Source organism: Faecalibacterium sp. Marseille-Q0746 (assembly GCF_017377595.1).
Lineage (GTDB): Bacteria > Bacillota > Clostridia > Oscillospirales > Ruminococcaceae > Faecalibacterium > Faecalibacterium duncaniae.
Window position 1 is genome coordinate 157451 of the sequence record NZ_JAFREI010000001.1, and the last position, 26072, is coordinate 183522.

Genomic DNA, 26072 nt, shown 5'->3' on the forward strand with positions numbered 1-26072 from the left:
AATATCACGTCGGCATGTGCATCCATCACACTGCTCTCTGCCGTTTATCCAGCCGCATTTTGTCAGCGATCATCGCGATGAATTCGCTGTTGGTGGGCTTGCCCCGCAGGTTGTGGATGGTATAGCCGAAGTAGCTGTTGAGGGTATCCACGTCGCCCCGGTCCCACGCCACCTCGATGGCGTGGCGGATGGCCCGCTCCACGCGGCTGGCAGTGGTACCGTTTTTCTTGGCAATTTCCGGGTAGAGGCGTTTTGTCACAGCGTTGATGTACTCTGGCTCGTTCATGGTGAGCAGGATGGCATCCCGCAGAAACTGATAGCCCTTGATATGAGCGGGAACACCGATCTGGTGCAGGATCTCAGTGACTGTCAGCTCATCACTGTCCACGCTGGTGTGCAGGATGCGCTTTTCCTGCCCGGCAGCCACCTTCAGCACGCGGTTTGCCAGAACCGTCTCGTCAAAGGGCTTGACGAAGTAGTAAGCAAAGCCCTCGTCCAGCAGCTCCTGCACCATTTCCTCGCTCTGGAACGCCCCCGTCACAAAGAAAGAGGTGTGACGCTCACCGGCTGCATTGTACTTCTGTTTCACGGCCAGCGCATCCAGCCCGGGCATAAAGGCATCCAGCAACACCACCTGGGGCCGCACTGCAAGCATTTTCTGCAGGACCTTCAGGCCGTCTTTTTCCACCACGGTCACCTCTACGCCCTTCTGCTCCAAAGCTTCACGACAGGCTGCCGTGATCTCTGCGCCAGTATCCGACATCAAAAATTTGATCTTGTCCATCGTTCATTCCTCCAATGTGTGCGGTTTTCCTTACGTTTCTGATTTTACCATAAATTCCCATGGATTTCAACTGTTATTTTTGCCATATTATGGAATCTTCAGTCGAATCAGCCTGTTTTATTTTACCAAATCTGCTCATTTTTCCGCCGTTACAACCTGTTCAACCTGCTCCAACATGGTCTGCGCAAAAATCCCGTAGCCTCGTGTCGGATCGTTGACGAGAACATGGGTCACTGCGCCGACCAGCCGCCCATTCTGTAAAATGGGACTGCCGCTCATCCCCTGCACAATGCCGCCGGTCCGGGTAAGCAGGGCTTTGTCCACCACCCGGACGACCATATTGCGGCGCGGGTCGGCATCGCTGATCTTCTCGATGCGGACATGGTAGGTACGGGGTGTTTCCCCGGCGACGGTAGCCAGGATCTGTGCATCCCCCGTCTCGACCTCCTGCGCAAATGCCACCGGCATGGTTTGCCCGGAAAAGCCTGTCCGTGTTGTGCCATAAACACCGTTTTCTCCATTGATCCGGATGCTGCCAATGGCGTGGGCACTCAGGAACTTCCCCTTCAGCTCCCCTGGGCTGCCCACAGTGCCCATGCTGCACCCGGTGATCTCACATGGCACGATCTCCCCGCTGCGCAGAGCGATGCTTTCGCCGGTGTCGCCGTCGCTGATGGGATGCCCCAGCCCCGCAAAGACACCCTTTTCCGGGTCCACAAAGGTCAGGGTACCCACACCGGCGGAGGAATCCCGCACCCACATGCCTGCCCGCCACTGGGCGGCAGCGGCATCCCAGACAGGGGTCAGGGTGGTGCTGCGCTGTTCTCCGCTGCGGACATAGATAACCTCTGCGGCGCTTCCCCGGGCGGCTTCCAGCGCTTCCTTCACAGCGTCATTGTTTTCCGTGCTGATCTGTCCAATGCGGATCACGCGGTCTCCCAGGCGCAGTCCCGCTGCCTTTGCCGGGTTCACTGTGCTCCCGCCGGGGCTGTCAATATCAGAAAAGCCAACAATCAGTGCCCCCTCGGAGAACATTTTGACCCCGAACGGCGTACCGCAGACCGTGACCTGCGTGCGCTCCGTGACCACCGTGCGGATATTCTTGATGGGAAGCCATCCGCCCAGTGACAGAGTGGTCTGGTAACTGCCCACGACCTGGGTACTGGCCGCATTCTGGCTGCCGTGAAGCCCCATAGGTTCCACCCAGCCAAAGCGGGGCAAAAGCAAGGCCTGCCCGGGTTCCAGATAAACACAATCCGGCAGGCGGCTGTACAGCCAACCCAGCAGCAGAAACGGCAGCAGGAGAAGATACACTGCTGTCAGTCTCAGCAATCGGTATGCTCTGTTGCGTCGTTTCACGGCCCTGCCTCCCCGGTGATAATTTGTTCTAGTATGCACCGGGACACGATCGAATATGAAACGAGGAAATTTCTATCAAAATCGCTTGACTTTCCCGGGGTAATGTGGTAGTATATTCAAGCAGTCCGCAACAACGGTTTCAAGCCTCAGAAATCCAGGATTGCAACAATTTTATAGTTGTGCGAGGGTGGCGGAACTGGCAGACGCGCACGTTTGAGGTGCGTGTGGTTTATCCTTGGGGGTTCGAGTCCCCTCCCTCGCACCAAACCATGAAAATCCGAACCTTTTCTCGATAGGAGAAGGGCTCGGATTTTTTGTTTTCTTCGGAAACGAGAACAATGGCTCTTCCCTTACGGCTGTGTGTCCAAAACCTTATCAGAAGAAAGACCGTATCACGAAGGTCACAACAGTAAGAGTGCCGTAAGGCAGAAGGGACGCAAGATTATGAAGTACGATGCAAGAGCCTGTCAGTTTAACATGGGCACCGGCTGTGTGGAGCTGCTGCTCCGGGATGGGCGCAAAATTTCCATCAACTGCACCGGTGTCGAGGATGCACTGGATGTTACCATGGCGCAGAGGTCTGAACTGGACTACCTCATCTACAATGACCCGCTGGCGTATGCAGAGCTAATTTTGAACGGTGAGCCAGAGGAGTATCTGAGAAATGCGGCTGGAAGTCACGGATTAGAGGACTGAACGCAAAAACAGGGTGCGCCCTGCCGGACGCACCCTGCAAAAATCCACACACGATAAGTAAGGCAGGGAGTTCCCCGACGGGAACTTCCTGTTTTTCTTTGGTTGCGATATGAGCCTGTTCCGCCTGCCATGCAGCAAATTCCCGTTGACCTTCCTCGCTGTTCCAGCAGGCAAGGATCGCCGGATAGAATGCCCGTGCCAGTCGTTCGATGGCTTCATCGGAGTAAGGGGAAATATTTGTGGACTTTTTCTTTTTGTTCAAACGCACACTCCTTTGGATTTCTGTTGACAGCATACAATGTGCCTGTTGTTATGCTGTCTGCTCATCCTCTGCGAGCGCAGATTCCAGCGAAGCAAGGTACTCCTTGTGCTTGTGGATGATTTCGAGAATGACTTCTCGCTGTGCTGTGTCTGGCATAGTTCTCAGAAGATAGTCAAACTCTGTGCGGAAACGTGTTGTAACGTGTTCCAGTGCGACATAATCATGCCGCACTTCTTCCGGGTAAGCATCGCTGTCGTAAACCGATTCGATTTTCTGAAACGGCAATACAGGTGCCTTTCCCGGTTCCCGGATGATGCCATCGGCATCCGGTTTCGGTTCAACTTTCAGTTCCGGGTGCAGGATTTCCTGCAAGGTCTGTGCGCGGGCATCATAGTTGGCTCGTGCAAGGCGGTGCATATCAGCCTTGCTGACTTTTACCTGTTTGTTCAGAATCTTCTCCCGCATACCGGGAATCAGGGATTCAGCAATTTCAACACCTTTCATGTACTTCGATGCGCGAAGTACAGTTGCCTTGCTTACACCATTTTCCTCTGCGATTCGTTCGCAGGTTTTCATGGCTTCACCGGAGTTATCAGTTTGAGAACTCCGGTGAAATCGGCCATTTTCATCATGCGATTCTTTGCGGGCTTCGCCATGAGAGGATTTTTCCGCTTCATATTGCTTCCCGATGAGGAACAGCTTCTGCTCCGGGGTGAGGTTGCGCCGCCCCAACTGATTCTTGCAGATCCATGCGAGGACTTCTTCTCTGCTTTCAAATCGGAGCGGCATGGTGGAAAAGCAAATCTCCGGGTGCTTCTGGAGAATTGCATAACGATTGTGGCCGTCAACGAGGGTGTTGTTCCAGACGATCAAAGGAGAGAGCAGCTTGCCTTCCTTGAGGATGTTTTCTTCAAGCTGCTTGTACTCATCGTCCGTCAGCGGCGGGATCTGATTCTGGAACTCCGGGTCGATTTTCAGATTGATCATACGCACAACTCCTTATCTCTCGTGATGTTGCGTCCGTTCGTCCTCCCGGAAGAACAGGGCAACATTCTGTTTTGCATCTTTCAGCTTGAGCAGTTCGATCTTGGCTTCCTTGTACTGCTCATAGAACTGGGCCTTTTCGGAAGCAAGAGCGCAGTATTCCGCTTCCAGCTTGTTCGGACTTGGCAGTTTAGTGATGTTGTTTGCCTTGAGATAGGCTGCTGCTGTCCGGTATGCTGTCAGCTCTGCACGATGCTGTTCTTCAAAGGTTGCGGGGGATTTGGCAGCGTTCCGTTTCTGCGCGAGCGGTCGGTACTGCTTGTAGGAAGCAGCATAACGGCGCAGTGTTTGGTTGTTTGCCATGCGGGTTTCGAGGTCTTTCACTACGGCCAGCGATTCATGGAACTTGGTGTCAAGCTCTGCAATTCTCTGGTCGAGTGCGTCCTCGTTGAGCAGACCTTTCTCCTGCAAAAGAATCAAGGTCTGCGCCATGGCTTTGAGGTTGTGCTTCTTCGCCCAACGCTCATAGCCGATGCCCTTGCCCTGCTTCAGTTTTGCCTGAATGTCCACCAGCTTCTTGATTCGGTCGGGTTTTTCCTCAAGATTGCTGTGGAGGATAATGGGCTGGCTCTTGGCATTTTCTTTCAAGGTGGCAAGCACGAGTTCTTTCTCAAACTTGTCACCGAGGCTGTGCGCCCGGATAAACTTCTTTCTTCCGGCTGGCAGGTAGCTGAGCCGCCCACGGCTTTTCTTGACCGTGATGCCGTACTGCTGCAAGAGCCTGTCCGAGAAATCTTCAAAGCTCGCTGCATTGTCCAGCACATCCGAGATCTGTTTCCGCAAAGTCTCCTTTGCGGTTTCAAACTCCGTTTGTGTAGGCTGCTGTCCGGCGGCAAGCAGGGCAGCGTTTTCACGGTCGAGTTTCATTTGACTGCGCCGTTTCATCCAGTATTCACGCTCGCTCACACGCTTTTTCGAGCTGAGCAGGTCGATCTGGTACAGCTTGGCATCCTGACACATTTCCATGACTGCGACACGCAGGTGCCGCATGGTCTGGGCTGTGCTGGAATGCTTCATGCCCTCACGCCAGTCACGGGGCTTTTGCATATAGGGCTTGCGCTCCACTTCTCGTGTCCGGACGCTGCCGATCACGATGTGGACATGGATATTTCCCGAATGGTTGTGTCCGTCCGGGTGGGTGCAGACGATAGCAGGATGACCGGGAAAGTTCTCTTTGCAGAAGTTCAGGCCGAGGGCCTGTGCCTTTTCCATCGTCAGCCCATTTTCGGCTGCATCCCGCGGGTCGAAGCTGATGATATACTGGTGACTCTTGATGTCATCCGGGTGGTTGTTCTTGTCGTACTTCCGGTTTGCCAGCAGGCAGGCCATTGCAAACGAGGCTTCGCCGCATTCAAGGGTGTCCAGAATGTACGATTCCCGCAGCTTGGGTCTGCTCTGTTCATCCAGAATTTTCTTGCCGGAAAATTCATCGTGCTGGTAAACCAGATAGGTCTCAGCGGCAGAGTAGTCCGAATTTTTAGAGGCGATATGCTTCAGCGTTGCCATACAGTTTACCCAGAACTTTCTCGGCGTTGAGCCGGAAGGCAGTCAGGTCTGCAAGTTCGTCCAGAAGTTTCGCCCGGAGCTGTTCGGTGTCTGCTCCGCCGGAGTTGAAGTGTCGTGCGAGTTGGTTCAGGTTGCCGCCCACCCTGCTGCACTGGGCAAGCAGAGTGGAAACGGCAGTCAGGGTTTCTTCTCCGCCGCCGGCAACGACAACGGTGCGCTCGATCTTCGCATTGTGCAGCGCACGGCGGATGAGGGTGGACAGGGAGAGATGAAGGAGTTTTGCTGTGCATTGGAGTTCCATCTTTTCAGTTTCCGTCACACGGAACTTGATGATGTGCGTTTTGTTGTTCGGCGTGTCGTGGCGGTGGGTCGTGCTGGGTTTCGTTTTGACATTCGTTTTGTTCATTGAACCTCCTGTCGTTTCGCTAGCTCCTCGGTGGAGCTATGTAAGCACGACACGCCGTTCTTTCGCACCGCAAGGTGCGAATATGAGCAGGGTTTGGGGCAGGCACGCCCCAACAAGATCACTTGGAAAACTCGCAAGAGTTTGAGAAGTGAAGTCCCAGTGGAGCACAACATTTTCAAGAATTGAAAATTTGTGGCCACGGGACGGTTCTTGCTCTCCACTGCTGCGCTCAAAACGTATTTCCGAAAGTTGTTTCCGAATTGTTAAGACGCAAAAATAAGTAGAGAGTTCCACTGCTCGTGTATGTTGATCGCCGTTTGCCCCGAACGAAGTTCCTGCCCCTGTTTTGCAGCGGCGTTGACTGGAGAGCCGGTATCACGTTCGGTCGGCTCATGAAATTTTCAAGGTGCAATCTTCCCCGGAAAAGAAAAATACCGCCCACGCAGTACAGGCGAAGGATTTTGTCGGGTGAAACAGACGGCAAAATGATCGGGTGTGTTGCGGGGCGGTAAATCTTCGCAGGAAATAAAACCGCACAGAATCGTTTCTTTACAGAAATCTCTGTGGATTTGTTGGGAATGATAACATAAGTACGAATGCGTGTCAACACTTCAGGATAATGAATACATCAGATGAACGAAACACACAAAGTACAAGCGAAAGCAAGGCTGCGTTTTAGAAGAATGTTTTAATTTTCGCAGTTCAGGCGGACTTGGACGGTAAACACACCGTCCTTCTTCTTTGTGTAGAAGTCGCCATGGTTCTCTTGAACGATACGATTTATGTTCTTTAGTCCGTAACCGTGATACTCTCCGATGCGGATGCTGCGAACGGTATCGCTGTATGGATTCTCAAGCCGGTAAAAGAGACTGCGATACTGCTTGCGCAGCTGTAGATGAATGATTCTCTGTTCCGCTGGCAGGTCGCAACAGGCTTCGATGGCATTGTCAAATGTGTTTCCGATAATGATGCTCAAAAACAACGATGAGATCGTCAGGACTTCAGGAATCATCACATCCAGTTTGACGTTGATGTTATTCCTTTCCGCAATTCGTAAGTAATAATTCAAAAGAGCATCAACAACAGGATTTCCGACCGCAGAAATATTTGTGGAACGCTCGAAAACATCCGTGGCAGCCTGCGCAATCTTGTGAAGTTCTTCGGTATCACCGTGTTCTGCAACTGCCTGCATCGCCAGGATGTATTTCTTCACATCATGCCGCAGAGAACGGACTTCTTCCTGGCGTTCTTTGAGCTGCTGGTAGTATTCCATTTGAAGATTGTACTGCTGTTCGTTGAACTTAACTTTGAATTTTTCCAGTTCATTTTCCCGGAGAGCTTCCACATAGAACACGATCAGGATGTTTATAAGGAGAAGCACCGCCATAAGACCGACCATATAATCCGGGAAATACTCATCCGCAGCATGATACTGTGCCACATAACAGACAGCAATACTTGCGATTTGAATCGCAATGATCGGCAGCAGCCATAGGATGCGCAGAGCATTTCCTTTTCGGCTGAAAAAATGTGAGATCAGGACTACGAGTGGAATTTGAATCAGGTTTGAAAAAACAACATAGACCAACCGTGCTGCCCCAGCCTGCATCAGAATGTCGGTATCCGGGATACGCAGCCCAATCAGAAGCATTGCAAGCACTTCCACCAAAGCAATCAGTGTGAAGAAAGCTCCGCTTGCAAAAACCGCCTGCCACGGTCGAACCTCATAGAACAGCAATGCAAGAAAAAATCCGCCAACTAAAAGATAGATCGTGCGCTGCGTCACCCAATCCGGGAATAAACTCAAAGCACACTGCCCAGCAATCAAGAGTGCAACATAGGCATAGAACCACCTTGAGACGGGCTCCTTTTTGGGAAACAGCCGACCAATAAAAAGCAGCAACAGGGCAATGTTGGCAAAGCTCCCTGCAAACTCAACGAAATAATAAAGCATCATCTTCCCAAATAAGCGTTGAAGTTCTGATTGAACTCCTGACGCTTCCTCCTGCTGATCGGCAGCTGATGTCCGCTGGAAAGAAAAACAGCGGTTCCCGTAGCGTAAACAATGTGTTCCATGTTGACGAGATAACTTTTGTGTGGTGACACAAAGCACCGTTTGGGAAGCTGCTCCAAGGCTTCAGGAATGCTCATTCGCAATGTAAGGTCTTGCTCCTTGCAGTGAATCAGAACTTTATGTCCGTGGCTTTCCAGAAAGTAAATGTCCGATGTTTCCAAGGACATGGTAACACCATCGTATTCGATCGTGAAATGTTTGGAGTTCAGTTCCTGAAGGACGGCATCCATTGCCGCAGCGAACAGCGTCTGATCCAAAGGTTTGACAAGGTAGCGGAATGCAATGCCATATCCCTGCACAGCGTACTCATGCCGCTTCGTGACAAATACCACCAAAGGATGCTTCTCCATCTGAATCAAAGACTGCGCCAGCTGAAAACCGTTGGATGGCATCTCGATATCGAGAAGAAGCAGATCAAAGGATTTCTTCTGCATTTGCAATTCGCTCAGAAGTTCGTTTCCATCCATGTAAGTTTCAATGTCAAAGCAGCCTTGCACATCGTACTGCTGGACGCTTTGAACAATGCCATCAAGGTCTGATTTCTCATCATCGCAGACTGCAACGTGGTACTTCAGCATTTCGACAACCTCCACAAAATAATGTCCTGCTACTATTATAGACTGTGCAAAGGCTCCTTACAAGTAGCCTGACCTACCACTTTTGTCACCAGAACGACCAGTTTTGCCAAACCTCTTGATTTTGCTGAAATTTATGATACAGTGAAGCAAAAATCAGAAGATAAGGTGGCGCAACTGCAATGTGGGAACGCACGCTGTCTCAAAAATCAGTCCGTCTTTTCTGCGAGCAAAAAGTGATAGATGAAGCAAAGGCGGATGCGTATGTCTATGGGTACGAGTTGCTCATATCATCTGTTGTGAGCGTTCTGCTTGTTGTTTTAATCGCTGTTGTGTGTGGTGATGTGCGGTACGCACTTTCATTTTTGATTGGGTTTATCCCACAGCGAATCTACATTGGCGGATACCATGCAACATCGCACACCAGATGCTATTTGGCATTCTCCGGACTGGCACTTATCTGCATTTTGCTAAGTAAGGCAATCGCAGCAAATCACCTTTTCCGTATCCTGACAACAGTAGCTCTTTTGGGCATCTCTATCTTTCTCTCACCTATCGAAGCAAAGAATAAGCCTTTAAGTGAAAAGAAGCGGTCAAGTTACAAGATGGTCGCATCTGTTCTTTCGTCAATAGATTTCCTGCTTGCCATTTTTAATGTGCTTCCGTATACACGTCATGTAGTTTGCTACTATCTCTCCAAATGGGTATTGATTGTATTCTCAACAATTCCTTTGGTTCAACAAAAATTTAATGCCAACTTTTGTAGATAGGGAGGTGATAACATGAAAAAAAACAAATGGGTGCTGCTTCTTATCGCTTTTGTTGCATTTTTGGTATTGGTTTATTTTATTGGTGCTTGCCTTAATGCAACGGCAGAGGCATTGACAATTATTTCGCTCTGCATCGGCATACTGGTCATTTATTTAGTCGTAAAAGCAATCAAATCAAAATAAGGAAAGGAAAATGTGATCATGAGTAATAGCTACTATACCCATTGCTATCATGATATTTTGTATTCGTATGATTCCGGTGGACACCTTATGGATACTACAAAATCGTACCATCAAGCTGTGGGAGGCTAAGAATGAAAAAAGGCAAAAGCAACTTTTTTCTTATTGCTCCTTTTGCCCTTTGGGGCTGCATTTCAGTATGGACTAGTAATCTTGTCCGATTGACAGATAAAAGCGCAGTACCTTATGCTTGGGCTTCTTTGTTTTTCTCATATGGAATCGTAGCAGTGCATTATATCCAAGTGGCAGTATCCTCCAAAGGCTGTAACAATGCCGAAAACGAAAAAATTGCATGGGTTCAGCTTGGGCTTTCAACTTTGTTCTTGATAGTAGCTGTTGTTCTAGCTATTCAATGAAGGAAAGCAAAGTAATCACCCAAAGCAGTGTAAGGTCACAATATTTTCTATTCCAACAGTATTCTAGTAGTTTCAGCATTTGTATGGTTCACATTTATTTGCCGAGGAGTATACACCTGAAGGGGAAAATTTAATGAAGGTGATTCCAATGGAGCTTTAGTGTATTGAGTGAAGAAAAAAAATAAATTAGGAGGCAGTATACCATGACTAACAAAATCAAACGGCTGATTTCCATTCTATTGGTCACGGTTTTATTTCTCCTGACCATTCAGCCAGCATTTGCAACTGGAAATAAGAGAAAGATCGATGATTATTCGATAGAAGAACTTCTCAATCTTTCTGTGCAAGAACAAGAGAATCTCGGATTTTATGTTTTGGCCGAGGTTCCAATGCGCGTTCCTGTTTCTAATACAGACGGCTCAAGAGTTGTATCGTATATTGATGGAACATGGAGAGTTCTTTATACAAAGGCCAATGGATTGGGCTTTTATATGAGTGGAACTACCGTCGGTATTGGCCCGGATTTAATAAAAAATGTTTCAGGAACGGATTACTACACGAGCTATTCCGATAACATCGAACGAAGCTGCCCATTTTCAACGACAGCACTAGTTCCAGAACAAAGTATATATAATACAACCTATACATATGACTTCTATGATGTTGGAACTTATCTTGATTGCAGCGTTGGGTGTTATTTTGGAGTGGTTGGCTCAAGCAAACCAATCTATTGGAGTGCAACTACACAAGTCACTATCCCGAAATTATGATTCTGACCAGCTATGGATGAAATTGTTTTTGAACCCAGTGATGTCAATATGTTAGCAGCTTTAGGCATCGTCGAAAGTGTAAAGTTGTTTCCGTTTATGTTATCAATGGGAGAACTTCAATATGCTTGCGATTCAGAATATCGTTGCAAACAATTCGTGAATTGCCTTTCAGAATATTATCCTGACAGCCAAATTGAAGCTAGACAACTGTGGTCGAAATATCATGGTACAGCGAATGCGGTTCAATGTGATATGATAAATCATAAGCCACTGCGTGTTTGGGTCAGGAGTTCTGCCGATTGTTGGTGCGGCATTTATTATATTTGTTACTATGCAGCAAAGTATGGTACAAATAGAATTTTGCTTGCATCCAGAGAAGGTCTGAAAGAATTTATGGAAGGGAAAACCGATAAGATCTCACAAAAGTATTTGACGGAAGAAACTATTACTGAGTATGCCAAAAGATGGGGAAAGCTATTAAACGAAAACACCTCCATGCGTATTTGGCATGCGAACGATGTTAAAAGCGTTAACATAGATTATTTCGACCAGAGAATTATTAGTTTAGTATCGAGAATTCCTATTTCGGTTGGTGAACTTACCGCAGACGTATTAAAAGCGATTTCTGCTCCGGTAAGTGACTGGTATGTCATGAAACGCATAGAAGCACTTTTGAAAAAGGGTGTTCTTCAAGTCGTTATTCCAAACAAAATCTTTTATAATACCATCGTCCAGCTAAACGAAGAATAAAGGAATCCGAGCAAGTCGGCCCAACAGTCACCTCATTTCAACGAGAGGGGTGGCTGTTGGGTCAATTGTTCAAAAAGAAAAACTGAAGATAATAAAAAGTCTTGATTTCTCCATCAAAACATGGTATATACATTATACGAAACAGTGCTTTGAAAGAACGCTCCACCGTTCAATGACGTGTAAAGAGAGGTGCTTGCCATGACTGCCGTGATCTACGCCCGCTATTCCAGCGACAACCAGCGTGAAGAATCCATTGAAGGTCAAATTCGTGAATGCACGGCATATGCCGAGAAAAACGGCATTACCATCGTCAAGCACTACATCGACCGTGCCATCTCTGCCAAGACAGATAATCGCCCTCAATTCCAACAGATGATAAAGGACAGCGACAAGAAGCTGTTTGATATTGTTCTGGTCTGGAAACTTGACCGCTTTGCCCGGAATCGCTACGACAGTGCCCGGTATAAGACCCAGCTGAAGAAGAACGGTGTCAAGCTCATGTCGGCTACGGAGATCATCTCCGAGGGGCCAGAGGGTATCATTCTGGAATCGGTTCTGGAGGGCTATGCAGAATACTACTCTGCCGACCTTGCCGAAAAGGTTGTCCGTGGACAGACAGAGAACATCCTGAAAGGCCGCTGCAACGGTGGTCGTGGAACGTTTGGATATACGCTGGATTCCGAGCGGAAATTTCACATCGACCCGCTTGCCTCCCCTTTCGTGCTGGAATCGTTCACGAAGTATCGGGATGGCCTCACGATGAAAGAGATTCGGGACTGGCTGAATGAAAACGGCATCAAGAACCCGGTCGGAGGCGAATTTACTTACAACAGCGTGGAGCACATGCTCAAAAACCGGCGTTATATCGGAGAACTGAAATTCCGGGATGTGGTCGTGCCGGATGCGATTCCGCCCATCGTGCCGCTGGAACTGTTCGATGATGTGCAGGAAAAGATTGCCAAAAACAAGAAAGCCCCTGCCCGAAGAAAGGCAGAGGACGATTACCTGCTGACAACCAAGCTGCACTGTGGTTGCTGCGGTGCGCTGATGTTTGGCGAAAGCGGCACAAGCCGGACGGGAGAAGTCCACCGCTACTATAAATGTGCCACGGCCAAAAAGAAGAAGGGCTGCAAGAAGAAAACTGTCCGCAAACAGTGGCTGGAAGATCTGGTGGTGAACCAGACCATGCAGCTTGTCCGGGACGATGCCGCCATGGAATCCATTATCGCCAAGGTCATGGAGCTGCAAGACCGAGAGAACACCAACCTTCCTCTCTATGAGAAACAGCTCCGGGATGCAGAATCGGGTATCCAGAATATGCTCAACGCAATTCAAGCCGGAATCCTCACCAGTTCCACCAAGGAACGGTTGGAACAGCTCGAAGAAACCAAGCGTGAGCTTGAAGCCCGCATTGCGGAAGAAAAGCTGGCAAAGCCAAAAATCAAAGAGGAATTTATCCGTTTCTGGCTGATGCGCTTCCGTAAACTGGACATGAGCCTGAAAGACCAGAGGCAGGCGTTGGTGGATACGTTCATCAATTCGATTTACCTGTACGATGATAAGGTTTTGATAACCTTCAACTATAAAGAAGGGACACAGACCGTGACTTTTGGAGAAGCGACGGAAGTTGCATCCGAGGGAAATGGTTCGGATTTGGATTGCATTCCTGCATAAAAGAAAGTCCACGGTCTAGCGATAGATCGTGGGCTTTTCTTATGCTTTCCAACCAAAGCCGCAAACAAAACGGCAGGCCCGGATTCTATCCAAGGGCCTGCCGTTTTGTGTATGCAGGAGAAGGGACTTGAACCCTCACTCACTGGGAACTGGTGCCTAAAACCAGCGCGTCTGCCATTCCGCCACTCCTGCACGGAGAACTTATTTAGTTTATCAATTTTTGCGGGAAATGTCAATTCCTCTGCCTGCTTTTGTATTCTACAAATTTTCAGCGGGTCATATCCTATAAGAGATACTGCAGATCCAATGTGATCTGTCAAGGAGGTTTGGGAGATGGTTTCATGGCTGAGAGCAAACGGGAAGATCTTATTTCGCGGGGCAGCTCTGCTTCTGGCGGGCGCAGCGGCAGGCTTTGGGCTGGGGCTGTTCTTTGCTGTGCCGGCGGGGCCCGGCTGCCAGGAAAGCGACCTGACCCCGGTACCGGATACCGGCTTTGTCTCCCCTGCTCCGGAGGCGGCCCCTGCAAGCTCATTGCCGCAGGAGGAGCCGGTGCCGGAGAAATGGGTCTGCCTGACCTTCGATGACGGCCCCAGCAAAACGACCCCGGCGGTTCTGGATGCGCTGAACGCCGCCGGGGTCAAGGCCACCTTTTTTGTGGTGGCCACGGGCTACAATGAAAAGTACCTGCCGCTCATTGCGGATGCAGCGGCAGCAGGCCACCAGATCGCGCTGCATTCCGCATCCCATGAATACAGCGACATCTACCAGAGTGCAGATGCTTACTGGCAGGATATCGAGCTGTTGAAAGAGCGCATCTCGCCCTATGTCAACACAGCTTCTCTGCATTACCTGCGCTTTCCGGGCGGCAGCACCAACACGGTCAGCCGCCGCTACGGCGGGCGCGGAGTGATGGCCGAGCTGAAACAGCAGTGTGCCGAGAAGGGATATGCCTATGTAGACTGGAATGTCTGCGCTGAGGATGCCGTGGGCGGAAAGCCCAGTGCCGGGACCATCTACCGGAATGTAGTGCGCGAGACCGGCGAGCAGACCCAGTGCATCGTTCTGATGCATGATTCTGCCACCACCCGCACCACCGCCGAGGCGCTGCCGGACATCATCCAGTGGTATCGGGATCAGGGGTTCACATTCTGCCGCGTAGAGCAAGTGCTCCCAGCACCATAGCGGCCACTGCCACAGGGAGCAGCCGCCGCAGCCAGCGCAGCAGGCGTTCCCGCCTGAGCGGCAGTCCCGTTTTGAGAGATTCCGGGAAGAGTGCTTCGCAGCAGATAGAATCGCAATAGCGGCCCTGCCCGCGCCATGCCTTATACCGGATACCGTGCCACTCAAACTCCGGGTACATTCCCCCTTTTGTGATGCAGACGGGGCTCCCTTGAGCTTTCCCATAGCGCAGCAGCACGGCTGCAAAATCCTCCGGGGTATTGATGGACTGTTCCGATACGATGAAAAAGCGTTTTTTCTGTTCGTTTTCTGCCACGGTACGGTAATCCCTGAGCCAGCCGGAGAAAAATCTGCCCGGCTCCTGCGGGTCCTGCATCCGTTTCAGGCAGTCGTCCACATCCAGCTGATCCACCTGAGGAGCCTGTTGGGTCAGCTCTGCGCAAAAGCGGATCGCACCCGCCAACTGTGCCGCCTGCTGCTCCAGTACCGCCTGCTGTGCCTGAAGTGCTTCGCTCAGCGGCTGTTCCCCGTTGAGGACCCTCTGTATTACGGGCAGCGGCACATCCAGCATCCGAAGCATCCGGATCAATTTCAGGGTCCGGATATCCCCGGCGGTGTAATCGCGGTAGGCATTGCCCTGCCTGCGCGCCGGTGTGAGAAGCCCTTCTTTTTCGTAGAAGCGGATGTTGGGGCTGGAAACTCCACTCTGTTCCGCAGCCTGTTTGATGTTCATTTGCTTCACCTCCGCCCTTACACTACACCATAAAGTCGGTTGAAGGTCAAGCATTTTTCAAAAAATAGCGCAAAAATGCCCCGGCGGGCGCAAAACCTGCCGGGGCATTCATTCTGGATCGCGCTTACTGTGCGTTGTTGAACAGGGAGAAGGCGCGGTAAGCCATGTACAGGTCGTTCTTATGGATGACCTCGAAGGGAGCGTGCATGGACAGCACAGGCACACCGATATCCAGCACGGGGATGCCGCGGTTTGCGACATACTTGGCGATGGTGCCGCCGCCGCCCAGATCCAGACGGCCCAGCTCACCGATCTGCCATGCAACGTTGCCGTTGTCCAGCATCCGGGTGATATCACTGACCAGCTCAGCGCAGGCATCGCTTGCGGAGCCCTTGCTGCCGCCGCCGGTGTACTTGAAGATGGCAACGCCGCGGCCTGCATAAGTGCCGTTCATAGGCTCGAATGCACTTGCCCAGGTGGGATCGTAGGCAGCGGTCACGTCAGCGGACAGGCAGACGCTGTGACGGAAGGCCAGGATATCATCCTGACCGGCGGTACGGCAGAGCTCCTGCATGAAGTGGAAGGCGTACATGCTCTGCATACCGGTCACGCCATCGGAGCCGATCTCTTCCTTATCGGTCAGGACGCAGACGGTAGTGTAAGCGGGGTTCTTGGTCTCGATCTCGGCCATCAGTGCAGGATAAGCGTCCACACGGTCATCGTGGCCATAGCCGCCCACCATGGAGCGGTCGAAACCAACGTCGCGGCTCTTGTAAGCCGGGGTGATCTCGATCTCAGCGCGCATGAACTCCTTCTCAGTGATGCCGTACTTCTCGTTGAGCAGGATCATGGTGTTCAGCTTGACAGCTTCCTTGACGTTCTCGTCATCAACAGCGTCGGAGCCGATGAGGATGTTCAGCTCCTCAGCCTTGATGCCGTCCTTCAGGGGACGGGCGTTCTGCTCGGCCCCCAGATGGGGCAGCAGGTCGGTGATGCAGAAGACGGGATCGTTCTCATCCTCGCCCACACGGACGGTGACGGTGGAGCCATCCTCACGGGTGAACACGCCGTGGATGGACAGAGGGATAGTGCCCCACTGATACTTGCGGATACCACCGTAGTAATGGGTTTTGAAGTAGCTCAGGTGGTCGGACTCATACAGCGGGGTGGGACGCAGGTCCAGACGAGGGCTGTCGGTGTGGGCAATGACCAGATGGAAGCCATCCTCAAAGCTCTTGGTACCGATGGTGGAAGCCACCACAGCCTTGTTGCACTGGACAAAGTAAATCTTGTCGCCGGGCTTGTAGGTCTTTTTCGGGTCGAACTGCTGGTAGCCTGCATCCTTGAGCATCTGCTCGCTCTCGGCGGCAACCTCACGCTCGGTCTTGCCTGCATCCAGGAACTTCTTGTAGCCCTCGGCAAAGTCGTGGGCCTTCTGCTTCACGTCAGCGTCCTTATCGGCGACGTAAGCAGGCTTATAGAGCAGCTTTTCAGCCAGCTGCTGGTTCGGAGTTTTTTCTGCCATAGAATTTCTCCTGCCTTTCTCTTTCGGTATTCCTAAATATTTCAAACCGGCGCAAGCCGGTTCAAGCGGGTTTGCAGCCTGCTCAGGCTCCGTACAGCTCGGTGTACTTGGCATAGCAGGCGGTGATCTTTTCCACATAGTGGTGCATCTGGTTATAGGGGAAACCCGACAGGGTCAACCCGTCCTCTGAATGTTCCTCCTTCTGAAGCAGGGCATCTACAGTGCCCCACCCGCTGTGGTAGGCTGCGGCGGCCGTGGAGATATCGCCGTTGTAACGCACCAGGCAGAGGTGGAGGTAATAGCATCCAAAGCGGATGCTCACATCCGGGTCGTACAGGTCGCCAAAGGAAACCTCCTCCCCCAGGCCCAGCTTACTGCGGAGCCAGAGGAAGGTCTCCTCCGTCATCTGCATCAGGCCACGCGCATCGACACTGGAAGTTGCGCCCGGGTCAAAGCCGCTCTCGGTGCGGATGAAGGAATAGACCAGCAGCGGGTCAAGGTCATACTCGGCAGCGTACTGCTCCACAAGGTCGTTGTATTTCCGCGGGTAGAGCCGCTGTTCCACCTGACGACGCACCGGCGGCAGCGCCAGCAGGACCACACAGAGCAGAAAGAGCAGCACCAGCGTTTTCAAAAACTTTTTCAAAGCGAAGTGTCCGCGCCCCCTTTCCGTGCACCCTCAGCCTGCAGCTGCTCACAGAGCGCCGCTGCCGCCGCTTCCAGAGAAGCAAGGTCAGCATCGTTGCGCAGGACAAGATCGGCCCTGGCAAGCAGGACCTCTTCCGGGGTCTGGGCGTTGAGCCGCCGTGCCGCCATCTCCGGGGCGATGCCGTCCCGGGCCGCAATGCGGGCCACACTGGTGGCAAAGGGCGCAGTGACCACGCAGAGGTGGTCGCACTCTTTTTCCGCATCAGTGCCCACGATCACGGCTCCGTCTATCACAAAAAGCGGTGCTCCGGCTTCCCGGGCGGCCTGCTTCAGTCTGCAGACCCGCCGGATGATCTCCGGAAGCACGAGGGAATCCAGAGCAGCCTTTCCTTCCGGCGCGGCAAAGGCGCGGTCTGCCAGCAGGCGGCGGTTCAGGCTGCCGTCGGTATACAGGATATCTGCCCCGAACCGCTGGGCCAGCACAGGCAGCAGCGGAGAACCGGGCAGCAGGATCTCGCGGGAGATCTGGTCGGCATCCACCAGCGGGACACCATGGGCGGCAAACACCGCCGTCACGGTCGATTTGCCGCAGCCGCTGCGGCCGGTGATCCCAAGCGTGATCATAGCTGGATCACCCGGAACGCTGCCGCACGGATCAGGCGGTTGTACACCGCCATGGACAGGCCGTCCTTTTTCGGGCAGCGGGCATAGACCACGCCGTCCCCCTGCTCATCCAGGGCGCGCAGACTGCGGAAAATATGCTTTGCTTGATCGGCACCGTCACCCTCTCTGCCATACTCCACGCAGGGCCAGCCGAGCTTTTCGGCCTCGCCGGTAAAACAGAGACAGCTGGGGTTCTGGTCGGCATGGGCATCCACATAGGCTTTGAACTGCTCAAAGGTGCCGTCCAGCAGGGTGACATCTGCCTTAGGGGCGTAATGCTTATACTTCATGCCGGGGCTGCGGACAACAGCACCCTCGGGCAGCTTCTCGAGGATGGCTTTGGAGACCTCGACCTCCTCACCCAGAGCGCGCTCCAGATCTTCCAGCGTGATATGGCCGGGGCGGAACAGGGTGGGCTTTTCGCCTACCACAGAGATCACGGTACTCTCCACACCCACATCGCACTCGCCGCCATCCAGGATCAGGGGCAGACGGCCATCCATATCGGTGAACACATCCTGTGCGTTGGTGGGGCTGGGCTTGCCGGAAAGGTTCGCGCTGGGGGCCGCAAAGGCACAGCCGCTCTGCGCAATGACAGCCCGTGCCACCGGGTGGCTGGGCATCCGGATGCCCACCGTGTCCAGACCGGCACAGCACTCCGCGGCCACCTCCGGGCCGCGGGGCATGATGATGGTCAGAGGGCCGGGGCAGAACGCGGCCATCAGCAGCTGGGCACGCTCGGGCACCTCGCTGACAAGGCCGGGCAGCATCTCCGGGCCGGTGACATGGACGATCAGGGGGTTGTCCTGCGGGCGGCCCTTGGCCACAAAGATCTTTGCGACTGCCGCGCCGTTGCGCGCATCGGCGGCAATGCCGTAGACCGTCTCGGTGGGCAGGGCCACCAGCTCCCCTCTGCGCAGCAGATCAGCCGCTTTGGCGATTGCTTCGCCCTCAGCAGGTAAAATTTCAGTTTTCATTTTCATGCGATTCATCGTTCTTTCTATCTGTAAAGTATAATTACTTTCCAATCATTAAATCAACGCAAGCACGTTATTCTTTTCATCGCAGTATCATTCGGCCTGTGCGTTGAGCTGACGCAGTTTTTCGGCCTGTTCATGGGTTGCCAGTGCATCAATGATCTCGTCCAGATTTCCGTCCATGATCTTATCCAGATTGTGGACCGTCAGGCCAATGCGATGGTCGGTGCAGCGATCCTGCGGGAAATTGTAAGTCCGGATCTTCTCGCTGCGGTCACCGGTTCCCACCTGCCCCGCGCGGTTGGCATTGATGGCATCCTGCTGTTCCTTTTGCTTCTGGGCCAGCAGGCGGCTGCGCAGGATCTCCAGCGCCTTATCCTTATTCTGGAACTGGCTGCGTTCGTTCTGGCACTCCACCACCATTCCGGTGGGGATGTGCGTGACCCGGATGGCGCTGGACGTTTTGTTGATGTGCTGGCCGCCCGCACCCGAGGAGCGGAAGGTATCGATGCGCAGATCCTTGGGGTCGATGACAAGATCCACCTCTTCGGCCTGCGGCATCACCGCCACGGTTGCCGTGGAGGTGTGGATGCGGCCCTGCGTTTCGGTCTCGGGCACACGCTGGACACGGTGCACTCCGCTCTCATACTTGAGCCGGTTATAGGCCCCTGCGCCGTTCACGGCAAGAATGGCTTCCTTGACACCGCCCAGCTCCGTCTCATTGAGGTTCAGAACCTCCAGCTCCCAGCCCCTGCTCTGAACGTACATGGTGTACATCCGCATCAGGCTGTGGGCAAACAGCGCGGCCTCTTCGCCGCCCGCACCGCCGCGCAGCTCCATGATGACGCTTTTGCCATCGTTGACATCCTTGGGCAGCAGCAAAATTTTGAGATTATTTTCCAGCTGCGCCACTTCCTGACTTTTTTCGCTGATCTCCTGCTGTACCATTTCCTTAAAGTCCGGATCAAGGGCCTCGCCCTCGAGCAGGGCTTTGGCCTGAGCAAGATGATCCTGCGCCGTGATCAGGGCCTGATAGGCCTGCACCACGGGCTCCGCCTCGTGATACTCCTGCATCAGGCGGCGGAACAGTGCGGAATCTGCCGCTGTTTCCGGCTGGTTCAGGCGGATGGAAAGTTCTTCAAACCGGTGGCTGACAGCCTCCATTTGGGAAAGCAGTCTTGACATACTGTGCAGTTCTCCTTACATGACCCAATGGTTACTCGGCAGCGCCGGACTTGAGCACTTTCTTGATGTTTTTTTCAATTTTCGCGCGGGGCAGCATGACCTCACGGCCGCAGCCCGTGCAGCGGATCTTGAAATCCATGCCGACCCGGAGCACCTCGAAGCTGGAAGCTCCGCACGGGTGTTTTTTGCGGGTCTGGATGGTATCTCCCACTGCGATATCCATGTTTCTTTCCCTCCTGCCGCCCCTTTGCGGGGCAGTACCCTGTGCAGCAGGTTTCCATGCCGCACATACAGATATAGTATAAACCAAACTCGTATAAAATGCAATTGTCCGCGCATAGAGTTTTAATGCCGACACCTGCTTTGTGTGCCGACGTGCAGCGGAAAACGCTAAAATAACACAGAAAGAGGAACAAACCATGATGCAGACATTTCGTACTGAAGGCAATTACCGTTCCGCAGACCGGCTCAGCCCCGCAGAACTGCGCGCCGCCATCGCCAGCCGCGAAATTTTACAGAGCACTGCCCTTGCCTTTGACACCCAGCGCCAGCTCCGGTTCGACCTGGGCGGGGTAAAGGCCGTGATGCCCTTTGGCCAGTGTGCCGATGGGGCTGAGAGCGGCACCGTGCGGGACATTGCGGTGCTGACGCGGGTGGGCCGCCCCACCTGCTTTGTGATCGAAGGGATGGAGACCGGGGAAAACGGCCAGCCCTGCTACCAGCTTTCCCGGGCTGAGGCACAGCGGATGTGCAAGGCAGAGTATCTGGACACCTTACAGCCCGGGGACATCCTGCCCTGCACTGTGACCCACATCGAGCCGTTTGGTGCCTTTTGTGACGTTGGGTGCGGCATCAGCGCCCTGCTGCCCATCGACTGCATGTCGGTCAGCCGCATCTCATCCCCTGCCGACCGGGTGAGTGTGGGCCAGCAGATCCTGTGCGCCATCAAAAGCCGGGATGCGCAGGGGCGGTTCGTGCTGAGCATCCGGGAGCTGCTGGGCACCTGGGAGGAGAACGCCGCCGGGTTCACCGTGGGCGAGACCGTGGTGGGCATTGTGCGGAGCGTGGAGGAATACGGCACCTTTGTGGAGATCGCCCCCAATCTGGCCGGCCTTGCCGAGACCTGCCCCGACCTGCACCCCGGGCAGGCAGTGAGCGTTTACATCAAAAACATCCTGCCCGATAAAATGAAGATCAAGCTGGTCATCGTCAACCACAGCCTGGGCCAGAGCCACCGGTTCGACCTGCGCTATTTCATCACCGAGGGGCATATCGACCACTGGCTGTATTCCACTCCCGAAAGCCGCAAGCGCATTGAGACAGATTTTGCGGTTGCGGCTTGCAATCCTGTCTGAAACCCTTTATACTATAAGAAAGTGATTCTTTACGGCCTGCCCCGAGGCAGTGCCGGGCAGCAATTTGAAATGACAGGGGGATGTGCAGAACGATGGCCGCCAACGATGCTTTTACCGCCGGTGTTCGTCCCGGCGGGCTGACCGACAGCACGGAGATCCGGTTGCTGTTGTGTTATCTGGTAAAGAATGCCGGGCCGATCACCCGGACGGAGATCGAGAATGCGCTGATGGAAGAACAGCTGGTCAACTATTTTGAGATCGGCTCCTGTCTGGATGATATCACCCGCCAGCAGCTGGTCACGCTGAAGGAAGATCGCTATTCCATCACCGAAAAAGGACGCAAGGTCGCGCAGGAGCTCGCCTATGACCTGCCCCGCAGTGTGCGGGAGCGCGCGGTGGCGGCGGTTCTGCGCAGCCAGACCTGGGCCCGCAAGGAAGCCGAGTACAGCGCCCGCATCACCGAAAAGCCGGACGGCCACTGCTCCATCCGCTGCACCATCAAGGCACTGGATCAGGAGTTGTTTTGTCTGGATATCGGCACGCCTGACCGGCTGAGTGCCGATCTGGTCAAGAAGCAGTTCATCCTCAAGGGCAACGAGATCTATCAGATGCTCATCACAAAACTGACAGAGTAACAAAGAAACGGGGCTGTTGCAAAAACAGTCCCGTTTCTTTTAGTTCCAGCACGCTGCTGTGATCAGTTCCAGCACACTGCCCGCAATGCAGCGGGCCTTATCCGAGATGAGGAAGCAGTTTTCCAGCTCCGCACGGCGGGGGTCCACATCAGCCACCTTGAACCCTTTGGTCACCGGGTAGCCATCCCGCAGCAGACCCCGCAGGATGCCAGAGATCTGTGTGATCACCGGCAAACGCTGGCTGTCTGGTGTTTCGATCTCGGCCACAGCCTCGCCCGCCTCCACAAAATCAGCGATAGAATGCAGGTTGCGGAAGATGCCCGCGGCCTGCGCATGGAGCACACGCTCAGCACCATAGCCGCCGATGATGCCCGGCACGCCGGAGTTTGGCGCGGCAGATCCTTCCCGGATGATGCGGCCCAGCTTGTGGCCGCGCTTGGTCTCCACCACCACGTCCACATCCTGCCCCGCCGTAAAACCGGGGCCAAGGGCAATGGTCAGCGGAGCCATTTCCCGGGTGGTGCCCAGATTTTTCTTTGCGATGATGGCATCCACCAGAACAGCAGGCCTTGCCTGCGGCAGGCAAGCACCCGTGGGGTCTATCAAAATCGGCACGGCGTTCTGTGCCCAGACGGCATCGGCATCCGCCAGCGTCTCCACCCGGATGCCCCGCATTCCTTCCACAGCGGTCTCGCCTTCGTAAACAGCCTCACAGAGAGACACCTGCCGACGGATGGCGGCAGGATGGGATGTTTCCAGCACCAGCACCCGCAGCCCTGCCGACCAAAGCCGATGCACAACACCGGTGGCAAGGTCTCCCCCGCCCCGAACAACGATCAGGTCATCACGCTTCATGGCTCATCCCTCCGGTTCCACACGCTGCAAAAAGACTTCCATGGAGCCGCCGCAGGCCGCAATGGCCGCGGCATCGCTGGCCCCCTCTGTGGTAAAGGCGGCCAGCCTGCATGGGGCAGCCCCTGGCTCCAGCAATTCCCGCGCCAGCTGCTGGGTGCGGTACTCCATGATGCCGCCGCCCACGCTGCCCACAGCAGAGCCATCGGGCAGGACCAACATCTTGGAGCCCTCCTCTCTTGGCGTAGAGCCATGGCGGCCTACGATGGTCGCCAGCACCGCCGGGACGGTCTGTTGTTCCAGCGCGGCCAGCAGCGCCGGGGAAAAGCCCTCGGTCTGCTGGCGGCTGTTTTTCACGGAGACGATCTCCGCAAGAATGGAAAGTGCGATCTCCTGTGCGGTTTTTGCGCCAATGGAAAGCCCAATGGGCGCGTGCAGGGCATCAATGCGCTCTTGCGGCAGCCCCAGCTCAGCCAGCTGTGTGTGCACCAGAGCCGCACGCTTCCGGCTGCCCATCATGCCCACATAGGCGGCGGGCTTTTGCAGAATAGAACGCAGGCAAGCAATATCACAGCTGTGGGCACGGGTCACGACCACAAAGTATGTCTCCTGCCCGCCGGGGATCTGCGCAAGACCCTCTGCAAAGGGCAGGCAGAGCACAGCATCGGCCCCGGCCTGACGCAGCTCCTCCGCAAACTCGGGGCGGTCCTCCAGCGCTGTGACCGGCAGGCCCAGCAGCTTTGCCAGCCGCACCACCGACGCGCCCACATGGCCGCCGCCGCAGACCACAAGCTGCGGGGCCGCGCCAAAGCGCTCCACAAAAAAGCGCTGTCCGGCTGATTTCAGAATTCCACTGGAGGTCACAGCGGCCAGGGCAGGCAGATGCTCCCCCCAGAACGCAGGCAGTTCCTCCGGCCAGACCGGTGCTGTGTTCCGCAGCAGGACACGTTCCCCCTGCGCCGGGCCTTCCAGCACCGTGGCCAGCAGAAAATTTCCCTCCCGGTCATGGAGTGCGTTGAAAAAAGAACGGTTTCCCATCCAATTCTCCTTTATTTGTTATTGTTCTACCACCGCTGCGGCATCATAGGCAGCGGGGTCGATGCGGCTCTGCCACAGCAGCCAGTCCTCGGGCGGCATCCGCCACGCAAGGCCGCACCCGGCAGAGAGTTCCCGGGGCAGCGGAATGAGCCGCCCGGGGATGTGTTCCGCTTCGCAGTGTTTTTCCCATGCCATCGCTTCCACTGTGGTGCGGAAGGATAACACGATATAGGGTCTCTTTGCTCGCATCGTTTATTCCTCCGCCAGACTGCGCACCGCACAGGCAGCGGCAAGCGTCTCCTCCCGGGTGTTGGTGTGGGAGAAGCTGAACCGCACCACGCCCTGCTCCACGGTGCCCAGCGCCCTGTGCATCAGCGGGGCACAGTGCGCACCGGCCCGCACACAGATGCCGTACTCTTCCCAGAGCACATCCGCCACCCGGGCGGAATCCTCGCCCGCCAGGTTCAGTGAGACGATGGGCGCACGCGGCGCAGTGAAGTCACCATAAAGCCGCACACCGGGAATTTCCCGGACAGTTTCGTAAAACAGGCGTGCAAGCGCATTTTCTTTTGTTTCCAACGCTTCCACGCCCTGCGTCAGGAGCCAGCGCACCCCGGCCCCCAGCCCGGCGATTCCCGGCACATTCAACGTTCCGGCTTCCAGAGCAGTGGGCATTTCGACGGGGTGGCGTTCATCAAAGCTGTGGACTCCGCTGCCGCCCACCACAAGGGGGGCAACCTGCAGCCCGGGCCGGACATACAGCCCGCCGGTGCCCTGCGGGCCCAGCAGCGCCTTGTGCCCGGTAAAGCAGAGCACATCGATCCCCAGTGCCTGCACATCCACCAACATGGCACCCGCTGTCTGGGCGGCATCCACGAGAAACAACAGGCCGTGCTTTTTTGCAAAAGCGGACACGAACGCCAGGTCCGTGCGGTTTCCGGTGACATTGGAAGCACCGGTCACAACCACTCCCTTGGTGTTTGGACGGAGCAGCTGCTCAAACTGCGCATAGCAGAGCACACCGTTTGCGTCCACATCCACAAAGCTCACCTCAACCCCCTGCCTTTGGAGGCGGTAGAGGGGCCGCAGGACGGAATTGTGCTCGCAGACCGTGGTGATGACATGATCCCCCGGGCCAAAGAGCCCGTTGATGGCCGTGTTCAGCGCCTGGGTCGCATTGGATGCAAAGGCGATGCAGGCCGGGCCTTCGGCGTGGAAGAGCTGGGCCAGCGCTTCCCGGGTCTCGTAGACGACACGGGAGGCGTGCAGGGTGGGCGCATGGGCCCCACGGCCCGGGTTGCCCGCTGTCTGCAGAGCATCCAGCATCGCCTGCCCCACCTCCGGAGGCTTGTGCAGAGTGGTTGCGGCGTTATCAAGGTAGATCACGGCTTGACCACGTTCCCGGCGTTCAGCATCTTTTCAGCGATGACATACATATTGGTCACGCCGCCCACGGCCAGCTTCTCCGTTATGCCGTAGTAGTTCAGGCAGGTGCCGCAGGTCAGGATCTCCACACCCTCAGCTTCCAGTGCCTTCAGGTCTTCCAGCATGGGCGAACCCTCACAGGTCAGGGATGCGCCGCCGTTATAGAAAAGGATCGTCTTGGGCAGCTTGTCCTGCTGGGTCAGGGAGAACACGAAGGCCTTGAGCAGGGTCTTGCCCAGCTCCTCGGCCCCCTCCCCCATCTTGTCGGACGCGATGACCACCACTGTATCGGTGCGGGCATCCGGGATGCAGGTTTCCGCTTCTGCCTGCTGTTTCACCTTGCCCGGCACAGCGGTTTCCGCAGCGGGCGTGTCCTTGATGGTAAAGCGAACACGGTATTCCTGTTCGGCCAGTTTTTCGGAGCTGGACAGATAGCCCTTCTGCTGGGCCATCTTGGTCAGGTTCTGGACAGCAATTTCATTGTCCACCAGCACTTCCACCTCGCCGGGGCCGTGCAGCTCTGCAATGGCCTTTTTGGCCTTGACCACGGGCAGCGGACAGGCATCTCCACGGGCATCGATCTTGATCATC

Annotated in this window: 29 protein-coding genes and 2 tRNA genes; 11 read left to right on the forward strand and 20 right to left on the reverse strand. The window is 54.5% G+C overall.

Translation table 11 applies throughout. The features are described 5' to 3' along the window. Window positions 1-25: 25 nt before the first annotated feature. Both spo0A and spoIVB read right to left on the reverse strand, forming a co-directional pair. Complete coding sequence (gene spo0A / locus J3351_RS00795) at window positions 26-784, reverse strand: sporulation transcription factor Spo0A (RefSeq protein WP_005932794.1); 759 nt, start codon at window positions 782-784, stop codon at window positions 26-28. Between the two features lie 135 nt (window positions 785-919). Continuing rightward, window positions 920-2143: a SpoIVB peptidase gene (spoIVB, locus tag J3351_RS00800; protein ID WP_307862844.1), complete on the reverse strand. Its 1224-nt coding sequence runs from the start codon at window positions 2141-2143 to the stop codon at window positions 920-922. 181 nt (window positions 2144-2324) lie between these two features. Here spoIVB and J3351_RS00805 point away from each other — a divergent pair. Beyond that, window positions 2325-2408 (forward strand) — tRNA-Leu (locus J3351_RS00805). Window positions 2409-2587: 179 nt separating this feature from the next. Continuing rightward, window positions 2588-2839, forward strand: coding sequence for a DUF6061 family protein (locus tag J3351_RS00810; RefSeq protein ID WP_005922694.1), 252 nt, complete (start codon window positions 2588-2590; stop codon window positions 2837-2839). A gap of 310 nt (window positions 2840-3149) precedes the next feature. On the opposite strand, the gene J3351_RS00815 is transcribed toward J3351_RS00810, so the two are convergent. The 5 genes from J3351_RS00815 to J3351_RS00835 all read right to left on the reverse strand — a co-directional run bounded on the left by J3351_RS00815 (window position 3150) and on the right by J3351_RS00835 (window position 8709). After that, window positions 3150-4088 carry a hypothetical protein gene (locus tag J3351_RS00815; RefSeq protein ID WP_005922692.1) on the reverse strand — a complete coding sequence of 313 codons (939 nt, stop codon included), beginning with the start codon at window positions 4086-4088 and terminating at the stop codon, window positions 3150-3152. A 12-nt stretch (window positions 4089-4100) separates the two neighbouring features. Next, window positions 4101-5651: a relaxase/mobilization nuclease domain-containing protein gene (locus J3351_RS00820; protein ID WP_112144086.1), complete on the reverse strand. Its 1551-nt coding sequence runs from the start codon at window positions 5649-5651 to the stop codon at window positions 4101-4103. Next, window positions 5623-6057 (reverse strand): plasmid mobilization relaxosome protein MobC, encoded by a 435-nt coding sequence (locus J3351_RS00825; RefSeq protein WP_005934538.1) that lies wholly within the window; start codon window positions 6055-6057, stop codon window positions 5623-5625. The genes J3351_RS00820 and J3351_RS00825 overlap by 29 nt, the downstream gene beginning before the upstream one ends. 688 nt (window positions 6058-6745) lie before the next feature. Beyond that, complete coding sequence (locus J3351_RS00830) at window positions 6746-8014, reverse strand: GHKL domain-containing protein (protein ID WP_207696891.1); 1269 nt, start codon at window positions 8012-8014, stop codon at window positions 6746-6748. Then, window positions 8011-8709: a LytTR family DNA-binding domain-containing protein gene (locus tag J3351_RS00835; protein WP_117472332.1), complete on the reverse strand. Its 699-nt coding sequence runs from the start codon at window positions 8707-8709 to the stop codon at window positions 8011-8013. The genes J3351_RS00830 and J3351_RS00835 overlap by 4 nt, the downstream gene beginning before the upstream one ends. A 179-nt stretch (window positions 8710-8888) precedes the next feature. Between J3351_RS00835 and J3351_RS00840 the strand changes: the two genes are divergently transcribed. The 6 genes from J3351_RS00840 (at window position 8889) to J3351_RS00865 (ending at window position 13266) form a co-directional block, all read left to right on the forward strand. Next, window positions 8889-9476, forward strand: a complete 588-nt coding sequence (locus J3351_RS00840) for an accessory gene regulator B family protein (protein ID WP_005924490.1) — start codon at window positions 8889-8891, stop codon at window positions 9474-9476. Window positions 9477-9488: 12 nt separating this feature from the next. Beyond that, the gene (locus J3351_RS00845; RefSeq protein WP_005924488.1) at window positions 9489-9659 is read left to right on the forward strand and encodes a hypothetical protein; all 171 of its coding nucleotides are present in this window, start codon (window positions 9489-9491) and stop codon (window positions 9657-9659) included. A gap of 131 nt (window positions 9660-9790) precedes the next feature. Continuing rightward, the gene (locus J3351_RS00850; RefSeq protein ID WP_005943373.1) at window positions 9791-10072 is read left to right on the forward strand and encodes a hypothetical protein; all 282 of its coding nucleotides are present in this window, start codon (window positions 9791-9793) and stop codon (window positions 10070-10072) included. A gap of 203 nt (window positions 10073-10275) precedes the next feature. Further along, window positions 10276-10842 carry a hypothetical protein gene (locus J3351_RS00855; RefSeq protein ID WP_117535234.1) on the forward strand — a complete coding sequence of 189 codons (567 nt, stop codon included), beginning with the start codon at window positions 10276-10278 and terminating at the stop codon, window positions 10840-10842. 12 nt (window positions 10843-10854) lie between these two features. Beyond that, entirely contained in the window at window positions 10855-11592 is a 738-nt protein-coding gene (locus J3351_RS14040; protein ID WP_223387800.1) for a DUF3658 domain-containing protein, read from the forward strand. A gap of 198 nt (window positions 11593-11790) precedes the next feature. After that, complete coding sequence (locus tag J3351_RS00865; protein ID WP_207696892.1) at window positions 11791-13266, forward strand: recombinase family protein; 1476 nt, start codon at window positions 11791-11793, stop codon at window positions 13264-13266. A gap of 112 nt (window positions 13267-13378) precedes the next feature. On the opposite strand, the gene J3351_RS00870 is transcribed toward J3351_RS00865, so the two are convergent. Continuing rightward, window positions 13379-13458, reverse strand: a tRNA-Leu gene (locus J3351_RS00870). Between the two features lie 141 nt (window positions 13459-13599). Between J3351_RS00870 and J3351_RS00875 the strand changes: the two genes are divergently transcribed. Further along, the gene (locus J3351_RS00875; RefSeq protein ID WP_207696893.1) at window positions 13600-14448 is read left to right on the forward strand and encodes a polysaccharide deacetylase family protein; all 849 of its coding nucleotides are present in this window, start codon (window positions 13600-13602) and stop codon (window positions 14446-14448) included. On the opposite strand, the gene J3351_RS00880 is transcribed toward J3351_RS00875, so the two are convergent. The 7 genes from J3351_RS00880 to J3351_RS00910 form a co-directional block, all read right to left on the reverse strand. Then, window positions 14408-15178, reverse strand: coding sequence for a MerR family transcriptional regulator (locus J3351_RS00880; protein ID WP_242699248.1), 771 nt, complete (start codon window positions 15176-15178; stop codon window positions 14408-14410). The genes J3351_RS00875 and J3351_RS00880 overlap by 41 nt on opposite strands. 124 nt (window positions 15179-15302) lie before the next feature. Continuing rightward, window positions 15303-16703 carry an aminopeptidase gene (locus J3351_RS00885; RefSeq protein WP_005932785.1) on the reverse strand — a complete coding sequence of 467 codons (1401 nt, stop codon included), beginning with the start codon at window positions 16701-16703 and terminating at the stop codon, window positions 15303-15305. 82 nt (window positions 16704-16785) lie between these two features. Continuing rightward, window positions 16786-17349 (reverse strand): lytic transglycosylase domain-containing protein, encoded by a 564-nt coding sequence (locus tag J3351_RS00890; RefSeq protein ID WP_097771069.1) that lies wholly within the window; start codon window positions 17347-17349, stop codon window positions 16786-16788. Beyond that, entirely contained in the window at window positions 17346-17975 is a 630-nt protein-coding gene (coaE, locus tag J3351_RS00895) for a dephospho-CoA kinase (protein WP_207696895.1), read from the reverse strand. Before coaE ends, J3351_RS00890 begins: the two co-directional genes overlap by 4 nt. Continuing rightward, entirely contained in the window at window positions 17972-18997 is a 1026-nt protein-coding gene (locus J3351_RS00900; RefSeq protein WP_223454101.1) for an L-threonylcarbamoyladenylate synthase, read from the reverse strand. The genes coaE and J3351_RS00900 overlap by 4 nt, the downstream gene beginning before the upstream one ends. Window positions 18998-19084: 87 nt before the next feature. Beyond that, window positions 19085-20176 carry a peptide chain release factor 1 gene (prfA, locus tag J3351_RS00905; RefSeq protein WP_207696896.1) on the reverse strand — a complete coding sequence of 364 codons (1092 nt, stop codon included), beginning with the start codon at window positions 20174-20176 and terminating at the stop codon, window positions 19085-19087. A gap of 31 nt (window positions 20177-20207) precedes the next feature. Next, a complete protein-coding gene (locus tag J3351_RS00910) occupies window positions 20208-20399 on the reverse strand; it encodes a DUF951 domain-containing protein (RefSeq protein WP_207696897.1) in 192 nt (63 codons plus the stop codon). Window positions 20400-20595: 196 nt separating this feature from the next. Here J3351_RS00910 and J3351_RS00915 point away from each other — a divergent pair, with 196 nt between their 5' ends. Continuing rightward, complete coding sequence (locus J3351_RS00915; RefSeq protein ID WP_207696898.1) at window positions 20596-21531, forward strand: S1 RNA-binding domain-containing protein; 936 nt, start codon at window positions 20596-20598, stop codon at window positions 21529-21531. A gap of 92 nt (window positions 21532-21623) precedes the next feature. Beyond that, window positions 21624-22166, forward strand: a complete 543-nt coding sequence (locus tag J3351_RS00920) for a DUF4364 family protein (protein WP_097771065.1) — start codon at window positions 21624-21626, stop codon at window positions 22164-22166. A gap of 39 nt (window positions 22167-22205) precedes the next feature. On the opposite strand, the gene yqeB is transcribed toward J3351_RS00920, so the two are convergent. Genes yqeB through yedF form a run of 5 tightly spaced genes read right to left on the reverse strand, consistent with a single transcriptional unit; the run spans window position 22206 to window position 26071 of the window. After that, window positions 22206-23021: a selenium-dependent molybdenum cofactor biosynthesis protein YqeB gene (yqeB, locus tag J3351_RS00925; protein ID WP_207696899.1), complete on the reverse strand. Its 816-nt coding sequence runs from the start codon at window positions 23019-23021 to the stop codon at window positions 22206-22208. Between the two features lie 3 nt (window positions 23022-23024). After that, window positions 23025-24056: an XdhC/CoxI family protein gene (locus J3351_RS00930; protein WP_242699249.1), complete on the reverse strand. Its 1032-nt coding sequence runs from the start codon at window positions 24054-24056 to the stop codon at window positions 23025-23027. A gap of 18 nt (window positions 24057-24074) precedes the next feature. Beyond that, on the reverse strand, window positions 24075-24305 hold the full coding sequence (locus J3351_RS00935; protein WP_156061249.1) for a DUF3343 domain-containing protein: 231 nt from the start codon (window positions 24303-24305) through the stop codon (window positions 24075-24077). A 3-nt stretch (window positions 24306-24308) separates the two neighbouring features. After that, on the reverse strand, window positions 24309-25442 hold the full coding sequence (locus J3351_RS00940; protein WP_207696900.1) for an aminotransferase class V-fold PLP-dependent enzyme: 1134 nt from the start codon (window positions 25440-25442) through the stop codon (window positions 24309-24311). Then, window positions 25439-26071: a sulfurtransferase-like selenium metabolism protein YedF gene (yedF, locus tag J3351_RS00945; protein ID WP_035394061.1), complete on the reverse strand. Its 633-nt coding sequence runs from the start codon at window positions 26069-26071 to the stop codon at window positions 25439-25441. Before yedF ends, J3351_RS00940 begins: the two co-directional genes overlap by 4 nt. Window position 26072 lies beyond the last annotated feature (1 nt).